19 protein-coding genes and 2 tRNA genes are annotated in these 15,455 nt (G+C 58.6%); 9 read left to right on the plus strand and 12 right to left on the minus strand.

Going from position 1 to position 15,455, the window contains the following annotated elements; genetic code table 11:
- The 3 genes from ACTHND_RS03630 to ACTHND_RS03640 all read right to left on the minus strand — a co-directional run.
- Positions 1–140, minus strand: a 140-nt coding sequence (locus ACTHND_RS03630; protein WP_440175986.1) for a GTP-binding protein, incomplete at its 3' end; no start/stop codon positions are given.
- A gap of 55 nt (positions 141–195) precedes the next feature.
- Positions 196–269, minus strand: a tRNA-Gly gene (locus ACTHND_RS03635).
- 134 nt (positions 270–403) lie between these two features.
- Positions 404–487: transfer RNA gene (locus tag ACTHND_RS03640), tRNA-Tyr, on the minus strand.
- A gap of 272 nt (positions 488–759) precedes the next feature.
- Between ACTHND_RS03640 and rlmB the strand changes: the two genes are divergently transcribed.
- Positions 760–1,554, plus strand: a complete 795-nt coding sequence (gene rlmB, locus ACTHND_RS03645) for a 23S rRNA (guanosine(2251)-2'-O)-methyltransferase RlmB (RefSeq protein WP_440175987.1) — start codon at positions 760–762, stop codon at positions 1,552–1,554.
- A gap of 4 nt (positions 1,555–1,558) precedes the next feature.
- On the opposite strand, the gene ACTHND_RS03650 is transcribed toward rlmB, so the two are convergent.
- Entirely contained in the window at positions 1,559–1,864 is a 306-nt protein-coding gene (locus ACTHND_RS03650) for a hypothetical protein (RefSeq protein WP_440175942.1), read from the minus strand.
- A gap of 144 nt (positions 1,865–2,008) precedes the next feature.
- On the opposite strand from ACTHND_RS03650, the gene ACTHND_RS03655 reads away from it, so the two are divergent.
- Both ACTHND_RS03655 and ACTHND_RS03660 read left to right on the plus strand, forming a co-directional pair.
- Positions 2,009–2,800: a YjbE family putative metal transport protein gene (locus ACTHND_RS03655; RefSeq protein ID WP_440175943.1), complete on the plus strand. Its 792-nt coding sequence runs from the start codon at positions 2,009–2,011 to the stop codon at positions 2,798–2,800.
- Positions 2,801–2,812: 12 nt separating this feature from the next.
- Entirely contained in the window at positions 2,813–2,980 is a 168-nt protein-coding gene (locus ACTHND_RS03660) for a hypothetical protein (RefSeq protein WP_440175944.1), read from the plus strand.
- Here the strand turns inward: ACTHND_RS03660 and ACTHND_RS03665 are convergent.
- Both ACTHND_RS03665 and hemA read right to left on the minus strand, forming a co-directional pair.
- On the minus strand, positions 2,951–3,169 hold the full coding sequence (locus ACTHND_RS03665; RefSeq protein ID WP_440175946.1) for a DUF6898 family protein: 219 nt from the start codon (positions 3,167–3,169) through the stop codon (positions 2,951–2,953). The genes ACTHND_RS03660 and ACTHND_RS03665 overlap by 30 nt on opposite strands.
- A 216-nt stretch (positions 3,170–3,385) precedes the next feature.
- The gene (gene hemA / locus ACTHND_RS03670; protein WP_440175947.1) at positions 3,386–4,609 is read right to left on the minus strand and encodes a 5-aminolevulinate synthase; all 1,224 of its coding nucleotides are present in this window, start codon (positions 4,607–4,609) and stop codon (positions 3,386–3,388) included.
- 198 nt (positions 4,610–4,807) lie between these two features.
- Between hemA and ACTHND_RS03675 the strand changes: the two genes are divergently transcribed.
- The 4 genes from ACTHND_RS03675 to ACTHND_RS03690 all read left to right on the plus strand — a co-directional run bounded on the left by ACTHND_RS03675 (position 4,808) and on the right by ACTHND_RS03690 (position 7,701).
- On the plus strand, positions 4,808–5,353 hold the full coding sequence (locus tag ACTHND_RS03675; protein ID WP_440175948.1) for a DUF1697 domain-containing protein: 546 nt from the start codon (positions 4,808–4,810) through the stop codon (positions 5,351–5,353).
- Positions 5,354–5,393: 40 nt separating this feature from the next.
- Positions 5,394–6,053 (plus strand): hypothetical protein, encoded by a 660-nt coding sequence (locus tag ACTHND_RS03680; RefSeq protein ID WP_440175949.1) that lies wholly within the window; start codon positions 5,394–5,396, stop codon positions 6,051–6,053.
- Between the two features lie 116 nt (positions 6,054–6,169).
- Complete coding sequence (gene hemB, locus ACTHND_RS03685) at positions 6,170–7,171, plus strand: porphobilinogen synthase (protein ID WP_440175950.1); 1,002 nt, start codon at positions 6,170–6,172, stop codon at positions 7,169–7,171.
- Between the two features lie 2 nt (positions 7,172–7,173).
- Positions 7,174–7,701, plus strand: a complete 528-nt coding sequence (locus ACTHND_RS03690) for a hypothetical protein (protein ID WP_440175951.1) — start codon at positions 7,174–7,176, stop codon at positions 7,699–7,701.
- Here ACTHND_RS03690 and ACTHND_RS03695 read toward each other — a convergent pair.
- The 3 genes from ACTHND_RS03695 to ACTHND_RS03705 form a co-directional block, all read right to left on the minus strand.
- A complete protein-coding gene (locus ACTHND_RS03695; RefSeq protein ID WP_440175952.1) occupies positions 7,698–8,171 on the minus strand; it encodes a VOC family protein in 474 nt (157 codons plus the stop codon). The two genes, ACTHND_RS03690 and ACTHND_RS03695, sit on opposite strands and share 4 nt — an antisense overlap.
- An 83-nt stretch (positions 8,172–8,254) precedes the next feature.
- Positions 8,255–9,127: an NAD(P)-dependent oxidoreductase gene (locus ACTHND_RS03700; RefSeq protein WP_440175953.1), complete on the minus strand. Its 873-nt coding sequence runs from the start codon at positions 9,125–9,127 to the stop codon at positions 8,255–8,257.
- 14 nt (positions 9,128–9,141) lie between these two features.
- Positions 9,142–9,621 carry a flavin reductase family protein gene (locus ACTHND_RS03705; RefSeq protein ID WP_440175954.1) on the minus strand — a complete coding sequence of 160 codons (480 nt, stop codon included), beginning with the start codon at positions 9,619–9,621 and terminating at the stop codon, positions 9,142–9,144.
- Between the two features lie 170 nt (positions 9,622–9,791).
- Between ACTHND_RS03705 and ACTHND_RS03710 the strand changes: the two genes are divergently transcribed.
- Together ACTHND_RS03710 and ACTHND_RS03715 are read left to right on the plus strand one after the other, a co-directional pair.
- Positions 9,792–10,685, plus strand: coding sequence for a flagellar motor protein MotB (locus tag ACTHND_RS03710; RefSeq protein ID WP_303830386.1), 894 nt, complete (start codon positions 9,792–9,794; stop codon positions 10,683–10,685).
- A 108-nt stretch (positions 10,686–10,793) separates the two neighbouring features.
- Positions 10,794–11,519: an arginyltransferase gene (locus tag ACTHND_RS03715; RefSeq protein WP_440175955.1), complete on the plus strand. Its 726-nt coding sequence runs from the start codon at positions 10,794–10,796 to the stop codon at positions 11,517–11,519.
- Between the two features lie 36 nt (positions 11,520–11,555).
- Here ACTHND_RS03715 and parC read toward each other — a convergent pair whose 3' ends face one another.
- The 3 genes from parC to ACTHND_RS03730 all read right to left on the minus strand — a co-directional run bounded on the left by parC (position 11,556) and on the right by ACTHND_RS03730 (position 15,380).
- Positions 11,556–13,772 carry a DNA topoisomerase IV subunit A gene (gene parC / locus ACTHND_RS03720; protein WP_440175956.1) on the minus strand — a complete coding sequence of 739 codons (2,217 nt, stop codon included), beginning with the start codon at positions 13,770–13,772 and terminating at the stop codon, positions 11,556–11,558.
- 81 nt (positions 13,773–13,853) lie between these two features.
- Positions 13,854–14,810: a GGDEF domain-containing protein gene (locus ACTHND_RS03725; protein ID WP_440175957.1), complete on the minus strand. Its 957-nt coding sequence runs from the start codon at positions 14,808–14,810 to the stop codon at positions 13,854–13,856.
- A gap of 105 nt (positions 14,811–14,915) precedes the next feature.
- The gene (locus ACTHND_RS03730; RefSeq protein WP_440175958.1) at positions 14,916–15,380 is read right to left on the minus strand and encodes a hypothetical protein; all 465 of its coding nucleotides are present in this window, start codon (positions 15,378–15,380) and stop codon (positions 14,916–14,918) included.
- Between the last annotated feature and the right edge of the window lie 75 nt (positions 15,381–15,455).

The following is a 15,455-nucleotide window of genomic DNA, read 5'->3' on the forward strand; positions in this document are numbered from 1 at the left end:
TAGTTCTTCGCGGTCGCGCCGCCCGACTTCGCCAGAGTGATCGTGATCGCTGCCGTCAGAGTCGTCTTGCCATGGTCAACGTGACCAATGGTGCCGATGTTGCAGTGAGGCTTCGAGCGGTTGAATTTTTCCTTGGCCATAGGTCTAAGGCTCCAATTTGCCCAAACGGGCTAAGGGTTAAACAATCGAAATGTCTGGAGCGGGTAGACGGGATCGAACCGACATCCTCAGCTTGGAAGGCTGCTGCACTACCATTGTGCTATACCCGCAATTTTCCGCTCAAGTGCCGCGAGGCTCCTCGCATCAGCTCGGGCGGGCGGTCGCCCTTACCGGGATCGATGATCCCGGAGTAGCCACCGCTTCTTCTTTTTTGATTGGAGACCGTCTGGCCGACTATGAGTGATGGTGGGGGAAGCAGGACTCGAACCTGCGAAGCTTACGCAGGGGATTTACAGTCCCCCCCCTTTGCCGCTCGGGACATTCCCCCAAACACTCACAAAGTCTTAGCCGGACGCCTTAAACCTGAGCTTCCGAAAAAGCTCAAGCCCTAAAGTGAAAAAAAACTTTTTGATTCACAGGCTTTGGTCGTAAAGACCGTCCGGATCAGTCAAAAAGCCTTCAATCAGGCCTCAAATCGGAGCGCGTCTTATAGTGTCCTCTTTTCGTGAACGCAACGACCGTAAATCGCAATCAGGTAAAAACAGGTCACAAAATTTTGTGGACAAGCCCAGAGGCCCTGCCGCGAAGCCGGCACCGGACGTGCGGCGTGACGACAAACCTCAATTTAAACAGAAACCTAAAGCCAATTATGATGGCTGGCTGTGGGGTGTTCATGCGGTAGAGGCGGCGTTGAAAAATTCTGCGCGCCACGGCCCGATCAGGCTCTTTTTAAGCGAGGAACGGGCAAAATCCGCCTCGCCGGCCCTGTTCAAACGGCAGGAGATCAAGATCACCGCCTTGCCGATGAGCGAGATTTCGCGCCTTCTGCCGCCCGACGCCGTCCATCAGGGCATGGCCCTGCACGCGCCAGTGCTGGAAGGCGATTCGCTCGACGACCTGATGGAACGCGACGCCAGAAACGGCCTCCACGTCATCCTGATGCTCGACCAGGTCACCGATCCACAGAATATCGGCGCCATTTTTCGCTCGGCGGCGGCGTTTGGTGTCAAGGGCCTGATCATGCAGGACCGCCACTCGCCCCCCCTGCAGGGTGTGCTGGCCAAGACGGCCGTCGGCGCCGTCGATGTCGTGCCCTTCGCGCGCGTCACCAATCTGTCCCGCGCCCTGGAGACGCTGAATGAGGATGGCTATGTCAGCATCGGCCTGGCCGGCGAAGGCGAGTTCAACCTGCATGACCTCCTGGCGCAGCAAGGCTGGGGGGATTCCCTGAAAAAACTGGTGCTGGTGCTGGGAGCCGAGGGCGAAGGCATCCGCCGGCTTGTGGCGGAACATTGCGATCACCTGGCGCGCATTCCCATGCCGGGCGGTTTCGAGAGCCTAAATGTCAGCCACGCGGCGTCTATCTCCCTGTACGAAGCCTGTGCGCGGCGATAAAGTTTCAATGAAGCACTTTTTTATAGACAACCCAGCCATAACCGGTTTCGCGCGCATCATGTTCAGCACTCAAAAGGTAGTCCGAATCTCCACTCGCCACGAACTCACCAACGCGCTTCGCTTCGGCCTCCGTCCATCCTGCAACTTCACAATTATCGACAAATATATAACAAGCGTCTGACTCGCTCTCCGCCTTAATAATGGCGATTATCGAGTAACGTTCACCCGTGGCATATTTTGACGATAGGCCAACACCGGAACAGGTGGCCTCTCCTAAAATCACCAGCAAGTCGTAATTATCGTCATTCATACCGAAATTCCGCTTCAAATTTGCCGCTCTCATCATTTAGCACATAATATCGACGAGCATATTAGAGGCTATGCCAGTCGGTAAGAATTGACATGAAACGCCGGTAGCTTATCTAGGGTTAACTGTCCCTATTCTGGTGATCCCGTGGCGATTGAGACTTCGTTCCTGAACATCGATCCTGTCCTGCTGTCGCAGGGCCTGGCCCTGGTGCAGGTCATCTTCATCGATATCGTCATGGCCGGTGATAATGCCGTAGCCGTAGGCATCGCCGCTGCCGGATTGGCGCCCGACAAACGCCGGCTGGCCATTCTCTACGGGCTGATCGGCGCGGTGATCCTGCGCATCGGCTTTGTTCTTATCACCGTGGAACTCCTGGCCTTGGTCGGCTTGCTGCTGGCCGGCGGCATATTGCTGCTATGGGTGTGCTGGAAGATGTGGCGTGAACTGCGCGAACATCACGAAACAGCGCAGGCCGAAGCCCTCGTGATGGCCGGCACCGTTAATCTGACCGATGCGGAAAAAGCCGAGCGCACCGCGCAACCGCAGCAGGCATCGACCAAAAAGGCCAAGACGCTTCTATCCGCCACCCTGCAAATTCTGGCAGCCGACATCTCCATGTCGCTGGATAATGTGCTGGCCGTGGCCGGCGCCGCCCAACACCACGTACCGATCCTGGTGTTCGGCCTGTTGCTCTCCATCGCCGCCATGGGCGTGGCCGCCAATCTGATCGCCAAAGTGCTGCACAAGTACCGCTGGATCGCCTATGCGGGTATAGCCGTTGTACTATTCGTGGCGCTGAAAATGATCTGGGAGGGCGGTCACCAGATCTGGGAGTTCGGTCATTGCGACGCCACGCTGAAATGCCTGCCGGTTATGGCTGGCGATACCGTAACCTGGTGGCGCGATCTCTTCACCAACCTGCTACCACATAAATAAGGGGGATACCACATGTCTGACCTGCACGCCAAACTGGCTCAATCCGGCGACCATCACCACAGCCACGGCATCATCCATATGATGATCGAAGGCGCCCTGATCGGCGGCGTCACCGCCCTGCTGGCGCATCTGGTCTCCAATGGCCTGAGCCTAGACCACGGTGCCACGACCGGGAGATGACGGTTTCTGTCCGCCCGGTCCGCCGCCTTGGCCGAGCTTGTTTTTCAGCTTGAGCACCGCCAGGCGCTTGACGCCTTCGGGATCATTGACGGGCCCCATGGCCGTGGCTTCTTCCGCGGTATCGGCATCGATCGCCGTGACCTTCAGGTAAGCGCCCTTCCGCTGCATCTCGATATAGATTTCGGACATGGGAGGAGTGTGCCGCAGACGGTGCAAGAAAGCAAGAAACCCCACCACCACGCCCATGAAGAATGGGCGCGGTCCCCCTCCCCATCAAAGATGGGGGAGGTATACAGATAATAGCAATTATACCTCCCCAGTTTACTGGGGAGCCGGGCGGCCGGTGCCGGGAACCGCACGAGACGCGAAGCGGCGAGATGTGGTGGTGGGGTTTCTTGCTTAAACCTACGCCACGGCCGGCAAACGGGCGACGTTGCACATGGTCCAGAGCTTGTCCATCGACTCGACCAGGTGATCGATCATCTCGTCCGTATGGTCCGGCGACGGGGTGAAGCGCAGGCGCTCGGTGCCCTTCGGCACGGTCGGGTAGTTGATCGGCTGGACATAGATGCCGAAGTCATTGAGCAGCATGTCCGAGACCATCTTGCAGTGCTTGGCGTTTCCCACCACCACCGGGACGATGTGCGACTGGGTCGGGAAGGTGGCGATGCCCTTGGCGCGCAGCTTCTTCAACAGGGTCTGGGCGCGTTCCTGATGGGCGACGCGGCGCTCATTATGCTCTTTCAGATACTTCACCGAAGCGGCGGCACCGGCCATGACGGCGGGCGGCAGCGAAGTCGTGAAGATGAAACCCGAAGCCCACAGGCGGATGGCATCGACCATGGCCGAGGTGCCGGCAATATAGCCGCCCATCATGCCGAACGCCTTGCCGAGCGTGCCTTCGATGATGTCGATCTCGCCCATAATGCCGTCGCGCTCGGCCACGCCGGCACCGCGTTCGCCATAGAGACCAACGGCATGGACTTCATCGATATATGTCAGGGCGTTGTATTTCTTGGCCAGAGCCACGGTGCCGCGCACGTCCGAGATATCGCCATCCATCGAATAGACGGATTCAAAGGCGATCAGCTTCGGCGCATTGGCCGGCGCCGCCTTCAGCAGCTCTTCGAGGTGTTCGAGATCGTTGTGGCGGAAAACATGGCGTTCGCCACGGCCATTGCGGATGCCCTGGATCATCGAGGCGTGGTTCAGTTCGTCCGAGAAGATGATCAGGCCCGGCAGGATCTTGTAGAGGGTGGTCAGGGTCGCTTCATTGGCGACATAGCCGGAGGTGAAAACCAGTGCGGCTTCCTTGTGATGCAGGTCGGCCAGTTCGGCTTCGAGGTTGTTGTGATACCAGGTGGTGCCGGAGATATTGCGCGTACCACCCGAACCGGAACCGACATCGTCGATCGCCTGGTGCATCGCTTCAAGAACCACCGGGTTCTGGCCTTGGCCAAGATAGTCGTTCGAGCACCAGACGGTAACGTCCTGCTCGCTGCCGTCTTCCTTGATCCAGGTGGCGCGCGGAAACTGACCGGCATGACGCTTGAGATTGGCGAACACGCGATAGCGCCCTTCGGCGCGAACAGCTTCTACAGCGGCCTCGAAAGCGGCATTATAGTTCATATCACACTCCGACGGCGACACTTTCGCCGCGTATCCTGTTGACGAAATAGCGCTTCCGTCAGGGCCGATCAAGTCATCCGGGGGGTAAAATAACCCGCCGGAGATATTCAAAATGACATTGCGGCAAATCCGTTTCAAATTCCAGCGGTTTTACTTAAAGATAGCTGCGCAGATTGTCGCAGCAAGTGGAAGGACGCCATGTCGAAAATCTGGATATGCCTGTTTCGCGGCATCAATGTCGGCGGCAATAACAAGCTGCCGATGAAGGACCTGACAAAGGTCATGCTGGCGGCCGGACTGACGGATGTGAAAACCTATATCGCCAGCGGCAATGCGCTGTTCGGCTCCGATCTCAATGAGGCGGCGCTGGAAAAGCTGATGGGCGACCTGGTCGAGACAAATTTCGGATTCCGCCCTTCGATTTTCCTGATCACGCTGGCGCATCTGGAAAAAACGCTGGCCGAAAATCCTTTCCACGACCACGAACATCAGGGCAAGGCGCAGCACGTTTTCTTCTTCAAGGCACCGCCGACAAAGGTGGATCGTGAGTTGCTGGACAGTCTGAAGATCGACAGCGAAGCCTATGAAATCACTGACGAAGTAATGTATCTTTATGCGCCGGAAGGCATTGGCCGCTCGAAAATGGTCGAGAAGCTCGGCCGCGCCATCAAGGCCGACATGACCGCCCGAAACCTCAATACGGTTGAGACTTTGCGCGATATGGCGGCTGGGTTACAAGCATAATAATAGGCACGCAAAACATTGATATAATGGATTTTATTATATGATAAACAGGATCTTTGCTGCTAGATTTTCTGATTTGTTGTCTGAAGGCAAGACAACCCTCGCCACCAGGACCAAAGGTGCCAGTGGAGACTATATTGACCATCATGCCTTCGTAAAATGGCTTACAAAGGCAAAGCAGTTAGTTTCGTCAGCGTGTGGAGAGGGCTCGCAATATTTCAAAATGTTTGAAAAGCTCGAAAAGCCCACTGCGATGGAAACCAATTACTCGATGATGAAGCGGCTTTTTGCAGCCGTTGCAGGGATTTCCGAAGACTATAGCTCCGGATATTTTTTAACAGCAAAATCATTAATTCAGGCTGAGGTATTTAGCGATGAGTTAGATCAAGCGAAAAGCCTCTTTGAAAATGGATATATATCCGCGGCTGCTGTTGTCGCAGGTGTCGTATTGGAGACAAATCTTCGTCAATTGTGGATTGAAAAAGTGGCAAATGAGGCAACCATCGTCCGCCAATCACTAAATCGAATGAATGATGAACTCGCCTCGTCCGGTGCCTACAATTCTCTTGTCCAAAAACAGGTTCTATCAATCGCAGCTATCAGAAACAGTGCCGCTCACGGAAATCATGACGAGTATAACGCTGACGATGTACGCAACATGATAGCTCAAGTAGAATCTTTTCTTATCAACCACGTCTGACCACATAATTTTTGCATCGCACCCGATCAACCAAGCAGAAACATCGAGAGCATGGGTAGGGTTGAAGCAGATAGCCAATCGGCCTAAAGCTCCGGCAAGCCTATGAGAGTATGCCCATGACCTCCAACCCGATCCTTGCTCCCTATCCCGCTGGCCGGCCGCGTCGTCTGCGTCAGACCCCGTGGATACGCGATCTGGTGGCGGAAAACCGCCTGCATGTTTCGGACCTGATCTGGCCGATTTTCGTGCATGATCAGGATAAGCCGCGCGACGCCATTTCGTCGCTGCAAGGTGTCGATCGCCTCAGCATCGCCGAGGCCGTGAAGGAAGCGCGCGAAGCAAGAGCCTTGGGAATCAATGTCATAGCGCTGTTTCCTCACCTAAATGAGAAAATCCGCACCGCCGATGCCAAGGCCGCCATCGATCCCGAAGGCCTGATCGTCCAGACCTGTCGCGCCATCAAGGCCGCCGTGCCGGATATCGGCCTGCTGGTTGATATTGCGCTCGATCCCTATACCGACCACGGCCATGACGGCCTGCTGATCGATGGCAAGATCGCCAATGACGCCACTGTCGAGATGCTGGTGCAGCAATCCCTGGCTCTGACCGCAGGTGGTGCCGATATACTGGCGCCTTCCGACATGATGGACGGCCGCATCGGCGCCATACGCAGCGCATTGGAAGCCGCCGGTCATCAGGACACGATGATCATGTCCTACGCCGCCAAATACGCCTCGGCCTTCTATGGCCCCTATCGCGATGCCATTGGCGTCAAGGCGTTGAAGGGCGATAAGAAGACCTACCAGATGGATTCCGCCAATACCGAGGAAGCCCTGCGCGAGGTCGCCATCGACATTTCCGAAGGCGCCGACATGGTGATGGTCAAGCCCGGCCTGCCCTATCTGGATATCGTCCAACGCGTTTCCGACAACTTCAAGGTACCGACCTTCGTCTATCAGGTCAGTGGCGAATACGCCATGATCAAGGCGGCCGTCGAAAAAGGCTATATGGACCACGACCGCGGCGTCATGGAAACCCTGCTGGCCTTCAAGCGCGCCGGCGCTTCCGGCATCCTGACCTATTTCGCCAAGCACGTCGCTGAACTTTTGAAAGCCTGAACATGGAAACCTACAAAGACCTGCAAAAGGCCCTCAATGCCGGCACCTATGTGCGCCTGACGCTGGCCGACGGCGAGCATGAGGGCTTCATCATCGCCCTCAGCCCGGCGCTGGTTCTGCTTCAGGCGATCCACGAATGGCAGGATGTCGGGGCGCTGGTCGCGCCGGTCGAAGGGATCGAAGCCATCGAGATTTCCGACTATCACGACGACCAGATGAAGATCCTCGACTTCAACAGTGTCAAGCGCACTAAGCGCTACGGTTGGGTGCGGCTCGGTGGCTGGCAGGACCTGTTCAAGTCGCTGCAATTCAAGGAAAAGTTCGTCGTGGTTTCGGCCGAGGACGGCGCCGAGGTCGGGCTGGTCGATGCGATCGAGGCCGATTGCGTGGTCATCAAAGCCATCGATCCCGGCGGCAACTGGCAGGCCGACGAGGTCGAATGGCCGTTCGAGGACATCACACTGGTGCAGTTCGATGACAGCTACAGCCGTACCCTGCAACGCTATGTCGAGAAGCGCGCCGCGAATTAGCCTCGGCGCGCCGCCTCGATTTTGGCGACATCGATCTTCTTCATGTCCATCATGGCGGCAAAGGCGCGTTTGGCTTCATCGCCCCCTGCCGCCATCGCCTCGGTAAGGGTGCGTGGCGTGATCTGCCAGGAAATGCCCCATTTGTCCTTGCACCAGCCGCAGGCGCTTTCCTGCCCGCCATTGCCGACTATGGCGTTCCAGTAGCGGTCGGTTTCTGCCTGATCATCGGTGGCAATCTGGAATGAGAAGGCTTCCGTCTGCTTGAATACCGGGCCGCCATTGAGACCGATACAGGCGACTCCGGCCACGGTAAATTCAACCGTGAGCACGTCTCCCGCCTTACCTGAGGGATAGTCGCCAGGCGCCTTATGGACGGCGGTCACGGCGCTGTCGGGGAACACCTCGGCGTAAAAACGGGCCGCGGCTTCGGCGTCCTTGTCATACCAGATGCAGATTGTGTTTTTCGCCATGGTCATTCCTCGCCGTTTCGTTGCGAGGGAGGTTAGTCGCAACCATACGCTTTTAGAATTAACAAGCGCGTGAAGCTATGTGCCTACTTGCTTTTTGGGCGGCGGGCTTCCAGACGGGCGTGCAGGCTGGATGTATCCCAGCGCTGGCCGCCCATGGCCTGCACTTCCGAATAGAACTGATCGACCAGCGCCGCCACGGACAGATGCGCGCCATTGGCCCGCCCTTCATCGAGGGCGATGCCCAAGTCCTTGCGCATCCAGTCCACGGCGAAGCCGAAATCGTATTCGTCCTTTGCCATGGTAGCCCAGCGGTTCGACATCTGCCACGAACCGGCCGCGCCGGCGGAAATGGCATTGAACACAAGTTCCGGATCAAGCCCGGCGCATTTGGTGAAGTGAAGCGCCTCGGCCACGCCCTGAACCGCGCCGGCAATGGCGATCTGGTTGGCCATCTTGGCCATCTGGCCGGCGCCTGCTTCACCCAGGCGGGTGATCGACTTGGTGTAGGGCCTTGTCAATTCGACCACCTCAGCGTAGCGCGCCTCATCGCCACCGACCATGACCGACAACTGGCCATTGACAGCCCCCGCCTGCCCGCCCGATACCGGTGCATCATAAAAAGTGATGTGTTTCTCGGCACATACCGCCGCCAGTTCACGCGACAGTTTCGCGGACGTCGTGGTGTGATCGATGATCAGCGAGCCCGGCTTCATGTGCGAAATCGCATTCAGGACCGTCTGGCGGACATCCTCGTCACGGCCGACGCAGAGGATCAGGGCCTCGGCGCCCAAAAGCGCCGTGCCGAGCGTCGCTTCGGCGTGCATACCGTATTCGCTGGCCCAGTCGAGCGCCTTCTGGTGGGTGCGATTGTAGCCGGTGACCTTGTGACCGGCCTTGACCAGGTGACCCGCCATCGGCGCGCCCATAATTCCCAAACCTGCGAAACACAGCCTCATGATGTGACTCCAAACTATTGGCCAATCTGGCCATACCTGCCCTTGAAGAAGGTCAGTCCGGGCTGCGCCGGATCGCTCTCGAAATGCCGGACCTCGCCGACGATGACCAGGTGATCGCCGACCAGGCGCGATTCATAGAGATCGCAGGCAAAATAGCCGACAACATCCTTGATTTTCAGCGGATCATGGGCGTGGGTCAGCCCCTCCTCGGGCACGATATGGGCGTTTTCCCTCGCGAACCGGCGCGACAGCGACTCGTGTCCGGCGCTCAATATATTGATGCCGAAGCTCTGCGCCTGAGCATACAGGGCATAGCGGTGCGCTTTCAAATCAAGGCACCACTGTACCAGCGGCGGATCGAGCGATACCGAACTGAAGGAATTGGCCGTCATCCCTACCACATGGCCATCGACATGATCCGGATCGGCAACGGTAATCACGCAGACGCCCGTGGCGAAACCGCCCATGGCATGACGCAATGCCTTCCTGTCCATGCCCGTCTCAGTGTGTTTCAAATCCATGCGTATCGACGTAAATGACGCAGCCCGGCAAAGCAATCACCCGCCAGGGTTTTTTCCGCAAAAGTCGCCTCAAGCCGATCTCTAAACAGGCTGTTAACGTTAATCCGGCTAGGTTGAAGGCAGTTTTACGAGAGCATTGATTCATGGCCAGCCGCGACGCCCCCGTCGTCATCAAGAAAGTCAAGAAGGTCTCAGGCGGCGGCCACCACGGTGGTGCCTGGAAGGTCGCCTATGCCGACTTCGTGACGGCCATGATGGCCTTCTTCCTGCTGATGTGGCTGATCAACACCACCTCGCCCGAACAGAAACGCGGCGTCGCCGATTATTTCGCCCCGGCCAATGTGTCGCAATCGACCTCCGGTTCCGGCGGCATCCTGGGCGGCCAGGCGCTCGGCAAGGATGGCGACAAGAACGAAGGCACCATGTCCTTCATCGACCAGATGGCGCCCAAGCCGCCGGAAACCCAGGACAGTGACGGCACGGCCACCGAGACCAAGGGCGCCGGCGCCACGGCCGATACCGCGGACGAATCGGACGCCCAGCGCCGCGAGCAGCAATCCTTCCAGAGCGCAGCGGAATCTCTGCGTCAGGCCCTGCAGGACATGCCGGAACTGGCTGAACTATCGAAGAATATCCTCGTCGACCAGACGCCGGAAGGACTGCGCATCCAGTTGATCGACCAGGAAGGCCGGTCAATGTTCAATGAAAACTCAACCCAGCCGAATGACCGCGCCAAAATTCTGCTGCGCGCCGTCGCCAAGGTGATCAACCAGTTGCCGAACCGTATTTCGATTACAGGCCATACCAGCGGATCGCCGGGACAGGCCGGGCAGAATCCGCGCGACTGGGCGCTTTCCAGCGCCCGCGCCGATGCCTCGCGCGCCATCCTGCAATCGGCCGGCGTCGATCAGGACCGCATCGCCATGGTCTCTGGCAAGGCGGCGAAGGAACCGCTCTACCCGGACGACCCGTCGCTGGCCGGCAATCGCCGCATCGCCATCGTCCTGCTGAGAGAGGCGCCCGTCCTTCCTCAGTAAAGGTTTTGGTACAATAAACCGGCATTTGCGCTTGCCGATCAAGGCGTTTTAGGTTCAAACTGTAATGGCGGTATTGTCCGCGCAGGAACAGGATTTGTACGGCGTAAGATGAGCGAGCATTTCCCAGGCCGAAAGCTCAGATACTACCTGACCATTCCCGGTCCGTGCCCCTATCTGCCCGGTCAGGAAGAGCGCAAGGTCTTTGTTCACCTGCCGCCGCTCGAAGCCATCAGCGTCAATGACCAGCTTTCGGCCATAGGCTTCCGCCGCTCGCAGAATATCGCCTACCGCCCGGCCTGCCAGACCTGCCACGCCTGCCAGAGCGTGCGCATTCCGGTCAAACGCTACGAACTATCGAAATCCGACCGCCGGGTGGTCAAGGCTAATGCCGACCTCGCCAAGGCATTTGTCGAGGCCGAGGCCAGCCGCGAGCAGTTCGATCTGTTGCAGCGCTATCTCAAGGCGCGCCATCCGGATGGCGGCATGATGGATATGAGCTGGCCGGACCTGGTGGCCATGGTCGAGGACACGCTGGTCCGCACCCACATGATCGAGTACCGGCTGAACGGGCAACTGGTCGCCTGCGTGCTGGTCGATGCGCTGAATGACGGCCTGTCGCTGGTCTATAGCTTCTACGATCCTGACCTGATGTCGCGCAGCCTCGGCCGCTACATTATCCTCGACCATATCGACCAGGCCAGCCGTGCAGGCTATGATTATGTCTATCTCGGCTATTGGGTGAAAAACAGCCCGAAGATGGATTACAAGGCGCGCTATCGCCCGCTGGAGGGCCTGACGGACATGGGCTGGCGGGAGATCGATCCGGAGGCGTAGGACAAGCTTCTCCTCCCCATCAAAGATGGGGAGGAGTTAGAGCCTCAGCTTCCGCAGGCCGCGCGGGGCGATCCGGCCAACAGCGGCGCGCTTGCCGACATAATCCTTCACGTCCTTGAAGTCGCGCGCCTTGCCGGCGCCGTCGTACCATTGGGTGCCGGCGGCCATGTCGAACACGGCAATATCCTTCACGCCGCCATCCTTGTAGCCTTGCAGTTTGACACCCTTGCCGCGCGCCATTTCAGGCAGTTCCGAAACCGGATAGACCAGCAGCTTGTTATTTTCGCCCAGCACCATGACATGATCACCTGTCACAGCTAAGGCCGCGAAGGCTTCGGTGCCATCAGCGTTGAGCACCTGTTTACCGGCACGCTTATTGGCGAAGGCATCCTCTTCGTTCATTACGAAGCCATAGCCATTCTTGGACACCATCAGGCGCTTCTGGCCCGGCTTCATCATGAAGACGGTGACGATCTTGGCCGTTTCCTCGATATCGAGCATCAGGCGCAGCGGCTCTCCATTGCCGCGCCCGGAAGGCAGCTTGTCGCAGCCAAGCGACAGGAAGCGGCCATCGGAGGTCAGGATCAACAGTTTGTCGGTGGTAAAGCCCGGCACCAGGTGGGCCAGTTCATCGCCCTCCTTGAACTTCAGCTCGGACGGATCCTCCACCTTGCCCTTAGCCGCCCTGATCCAGCCGCGTTGCGACAGGATGACCGTGATCGGCTCCTTGGGCAGGTAGGATTCGATGGCGGCGACCTCGATGCCGACCGGTGCATCCATAAAGGTGGTGCGGCGCGCCGACAGCAGTTTCTTGCGCACCTCTCCCAGTTGCTGGTCGATGCGCTTCCATTGCAGCTTCTCGCTATCAAGCAGTGCCCGGATGCCATCGCGCTCTTCCGAGAGCTTTTTGTGCTCCTCGGTGATGGTCATTTCTTCCAGCCGCGCCAACTGGCGCAAACGGGTATCGAGGATATAGTCGGCCTGCACGTCCGTCAGGTTAAACCGCGCCATCAGGGTCTGCTTGGGCGTCTCGTCCTCGCGGATGATACGGATAACCTCATCCAGGTTGAGGAAGGCGATCATCAAACCGTCGAGCAGGTGCAGGCGCTTTTCGATGCGCTCCAGGCGCCAGTTCGACATGCGGATCAGCACGACGCGGCGGTGGTCGAGGAAGGCCACCAGGCAGTCCTTCAGTCCCATGACGCGCGGCGTGCCCGTGGCGTCGAGCACGTTCATATTGACACCGAAGCGCGTTTCGAGATCGGAGATCTTGAACAGGCTCTCCATCAGGACTTCGGGCTCGATATTGCGCGACTTGGGCTCCAGGATCAGACGGATTTCCTCGTCCGACTCATCGCGCACATCGCCCAGCAAAGGCGCCTTCTTATTTTCGATCAGGTCGGCCAGTTGCTCGATCAGGCGCGACTTCTGTACGTAGTACGGGATTTCACGCACGACGATGCGCCAGCCGCCACGGCCGAGATCCTCGACTTCATAGCGCGCACGGGTACGGATGGAGCCTCGGCCGGTCTTGTAGGATTCGAGGATCGACGCCTTCGATTCGACGCAGATACCGCCGGTCGGGAAATCGGGACCGGGAATGAATTCCATCAGTTCTTCGGTGGTAGTGTCGGGCTTGGTCAGCAGCTTGCGGCAGGCGTCGATCAGTTCGCCGGCATTGTGCGGCGGAATCGAGGTCGCCATACCGACGGCGATGCCGGTGGCGCCATTGGCCAGCAGATTGGGGAAACCGGCCGGCAGGACGACCGGTTCCTCGTCCTGATCGTCATAGGTAGCGCGGAAATCGACCGCATCCTCATTGATGCCTTCCAGCAGCAGGGTGGCGGCGATGGTCAGCCGGCATTCGGTATAACGCATGGCGGCGGCATTATCGCCGTCGATATTGCCGAAATTACCCTGGCCTTCGACGAGCTGGTAGCGCTGGGCAAAATCCTGCGCCAGGCGAACGAGCGCGTCATAGATCGACTGGTCGCCGTGGGGGTGGAAATTACCCATGACCTCGCCGACCACCTTGGCGCATTTGCGCGCCGCCGCTTCTGGCGTCAGGCGCATATTCGACATGGCGTACATGATGCGGCGGTGTACGGGCTTCATGCCGTCGCGCACATCGGGCAGCGCCCGGTGCATGATGGTGGAGAGGGCATAAGCCAGATAACGCTTCGAGAGCGCGTCGCTCATCGGTTCGTCAATCACACGCCCGCCGGCGTCATCGGGAATCACTGCATTACTCATGCGGGCAGGCTAAAGGCTGCAAGGAGTCAAGACAAGACCCTCGCCGCCCCTGGCTAAAATTGTTCACGGTTTAATCCGGTTTCAGCCCGCCCTGCCGATCAGATTGCGGCCGGCATCCTTGGCGGCGTAAAGCGCCTGGTCGGCCTCGCGGTAAAGCTGGTCCATCGTCTCACCGTGCCGCCACTGGGCGACCCCGGCGGAAAAGGTATAACGCAGAGCCACGCCGTTGAGCGATATGCGCTGATCCCACACATGGGCCTGCAAGCGCTCGACTATGGCACAGGCTTGCGACATGTCGGCGCCGGGCATCAGGATAAGGAACTCTTCACCGCCGACGCGCCCCAGAATATCGCGGCCCCGCAACCCCGCCGAGGCCGAGGTGGCGAAATGCACCAGAACCTGATCGCCGGCATCATGGCCAAAACGGTCATTGATGGATTTGAAATGATCGAGGTCAACCAGCACCGCGCAAAAGGTTTCATGCGTACCGCTGGCGCGTTCCACCAGTTTCTGGAAACGCTTCATGGTGGCGCCGCGATTATAAAGCCCCGTCAGGTGGTCGGTTTCGGCGGCGGTGATGGCGGCGTCCCTATCGGTGGCCAGCCGGAATTCGCGCCGCTTGACCGAGGTGATGTCGGCCACGGAGAGGATCAGCCAGCCGTCTGGCAGGGTCGCCTCGCTGATCCAGAACCAGCGGCCGTCGGTCATGTCGACCTCGAATTCGCGCACCGGCTGGCTGCGGCGCTTGAGATGCGCGGCCGCCAGCCAGGCATCCATGTCCTGGGTATCGATCCGCGGCCCGTGCCCGGTCTGCCAGCAATGTCGCATCAGGCTGTCGAAGGTCTGCGGCCCCGGCTGCATGTCATAAAGCGTCCGGAACCCTTCGGTCGCCAGGCGAATAGTGTCATCCGGCGCGAAGACCGCCATGCCCCGGCCGCTGATCAGCAGACCCTGGGCGATTCGGACGACCATGTCAGGTGTCGGTGCCAGGAGCGGCACCTGTGAAGACGGGTTTTCTGTATTTTGATTGCGGGACATTCGGAACGGCAGGCGGTTACCAGAGATGGCGGCAGCCTATCGTAGCGATGTTATTTTCGGATTAAGACGGATCGAAAATTTACGCTGGGGCAACTTCTAAAGTCTCTAAAAAAGGGCGTCGACTTCGCTTTGCAGGCTCTTTGGCGCCAGCGCCCGGCCATGAATATGCGAATCCATCTCCAGCACCAGCGCCTTCATGTCGCGCAGCCGATCGCCGAGGTCAGCTAGGGCGGCTTCATCCGTCAGGTTGGAACTCATCAGTATGTCGATGGAGGAACTGAAGGTGGTCAGGGCTCGGTCGCAGACCTCATCAAAATCACGGCGCCCATCGGCCGGCGCATGGCGATAGGCGGCGATGACGACATCCTTCATCTCGAAGCCGGATTTCTCGAAGTGCTCGACATAGCCGCGCTTCTTCCAGTCGGCCAGTTCCTCGGCCATGTCCGGCATGTCGAGGCCCATTTCAAACAGCATGATGGCTTCGTTGAACAGATTCAGGTAGTCCGTCGCCAGTCCGGTGGACGGATTGACATTGGCGGCTAACAGGTCCTGCTCACTGTATGGCAACATACGCTCTTGACGACTCCCAGCTTCGTAACGGGGTTATGGCATAAAATCCGTTACCAAACCGTTCGGTCGTTTTTA

Origin of the sequence: Asticcacaulis sp. (assembly GCF_051954415.1) — a bacterium.
Taxonomy (GTDB): Bacteria; Pseudomonadota; Alphaproteobacteria; order Caulobacterales; family Caulobacteraceae; genus Asticcacaulis.

Bases quoted from the DNA above. Each gene is read 5' to 3' on its own strand.
- ACTHND_RS03710 (WP_303830386.1), top strand. From the start codon at position 9,792: ATGGCCAGCCGCGACGCCCCCGTCGTCATCAAGAAAGTCAAGAAGGTC.
- ACTHND_RS03730 (WP_440175958.1), bottom strand. From the start codon at position 15,380: ATGTTGCCATACAGTGAGCAGGACCTGTTAGCCGCCAATGTCAATCCG.
- ACTHND_RS03660 (WP_440175944.1), top strand. From the start codon at position 2,813: ATGTCTGACCTGCACGCCAAACTGGCTCAATCCGGCGACCATCACCAC.
- ACTHND_RS03715 (WP_440175955.1), top strand. From the start codon at position 10,794: ATGAGCGAGCATTTCCCAGGCCGAAAGCTCAGATACTACCTGACCATT.
- ACTHND_RS03675 (WP_440175948.1), top strand. From the start codon at position 4,808: ATGTCGAAAATCTGGATATGCCTGTTTCGCGGCATCAATGTCGGCGGC.
- ACTHND_RS03690 (WP_440175951.1), top strand. From the start codon at position 7,174: ATGGAAACCTACAAAGACCTGCAAAAGGCCCTCAATGCCGGCACCTAT.
- ACTHND_RS03700 (WP_440175953.1), bottom strand. From the start codon at position 9,127: ATGAGGCTGTGTTTCGCAGGTTTGGGAATTATGGGCGCGCCGATGGCG.
- ACTHND_RS03705 (WP_440175954.1), bottom strand. From the start codon at position 9,621: ATGGACAGGAAGGCATTGCGTCATGCCATGGGCGGTTTCGCCACGGGC.
- ACTHND_RS03665 (WP_440175946.1), bottom strand. From the start codon at position 3,169: ATGTCCGAAATCTATATCGAGATGCAGCGGAAGGGCGCTTACCTGAAG.
- ACTHND_RS03725 (WP_440175957.1), bottom strand. From the start codon at position 14,810: ATGTCCCGCAATCAAAATACAGAAAACCCGTCTTCACAGGTGCCGCTC.
- hemB (WP_440175950.1), top strand. From the start codon at position 6,170: ATGACCTCCAACCCGATCCTTGCTCCCTATCCCGCTGGCCGGCCGCGT.
- parC (WP_440175956.1), bottom strand. From the start codon at position 13,772: ATGAGTAATGCAGTGATTCCCGATGACGCCGGCGGGCGTGTGATTGAC.
- ACTHND_RS03695 (WP_440175952.1), bottom strand. From the start codon at position 8,171: ATGGCGAAAAACACAATCTGCATCTGGTATGACAAGGACGCCGAAGCC.
- ACTHND_RS03680 (WP_440175949.1), top strand. From the start codon at position 5,394: ATGATAAACAGGATCTTTGCTGCTAGATTTTCTGATTTGTTGTCTGAA.
- hemA (WP_440175947.1), bottom strand. From the start codon at position 4,609: ATGAACTATAATGCCGCTTTCGAGGCCGCTGTAGAAGCTGTTCGCGCC.
- ACTHND_RS03650 (WP_440175942.1), bottom strand. From the start codon at position 1,864: ATGAATGACGATAATTACGACTTGCTGGTGATTTTAGGAGAGGCCACC.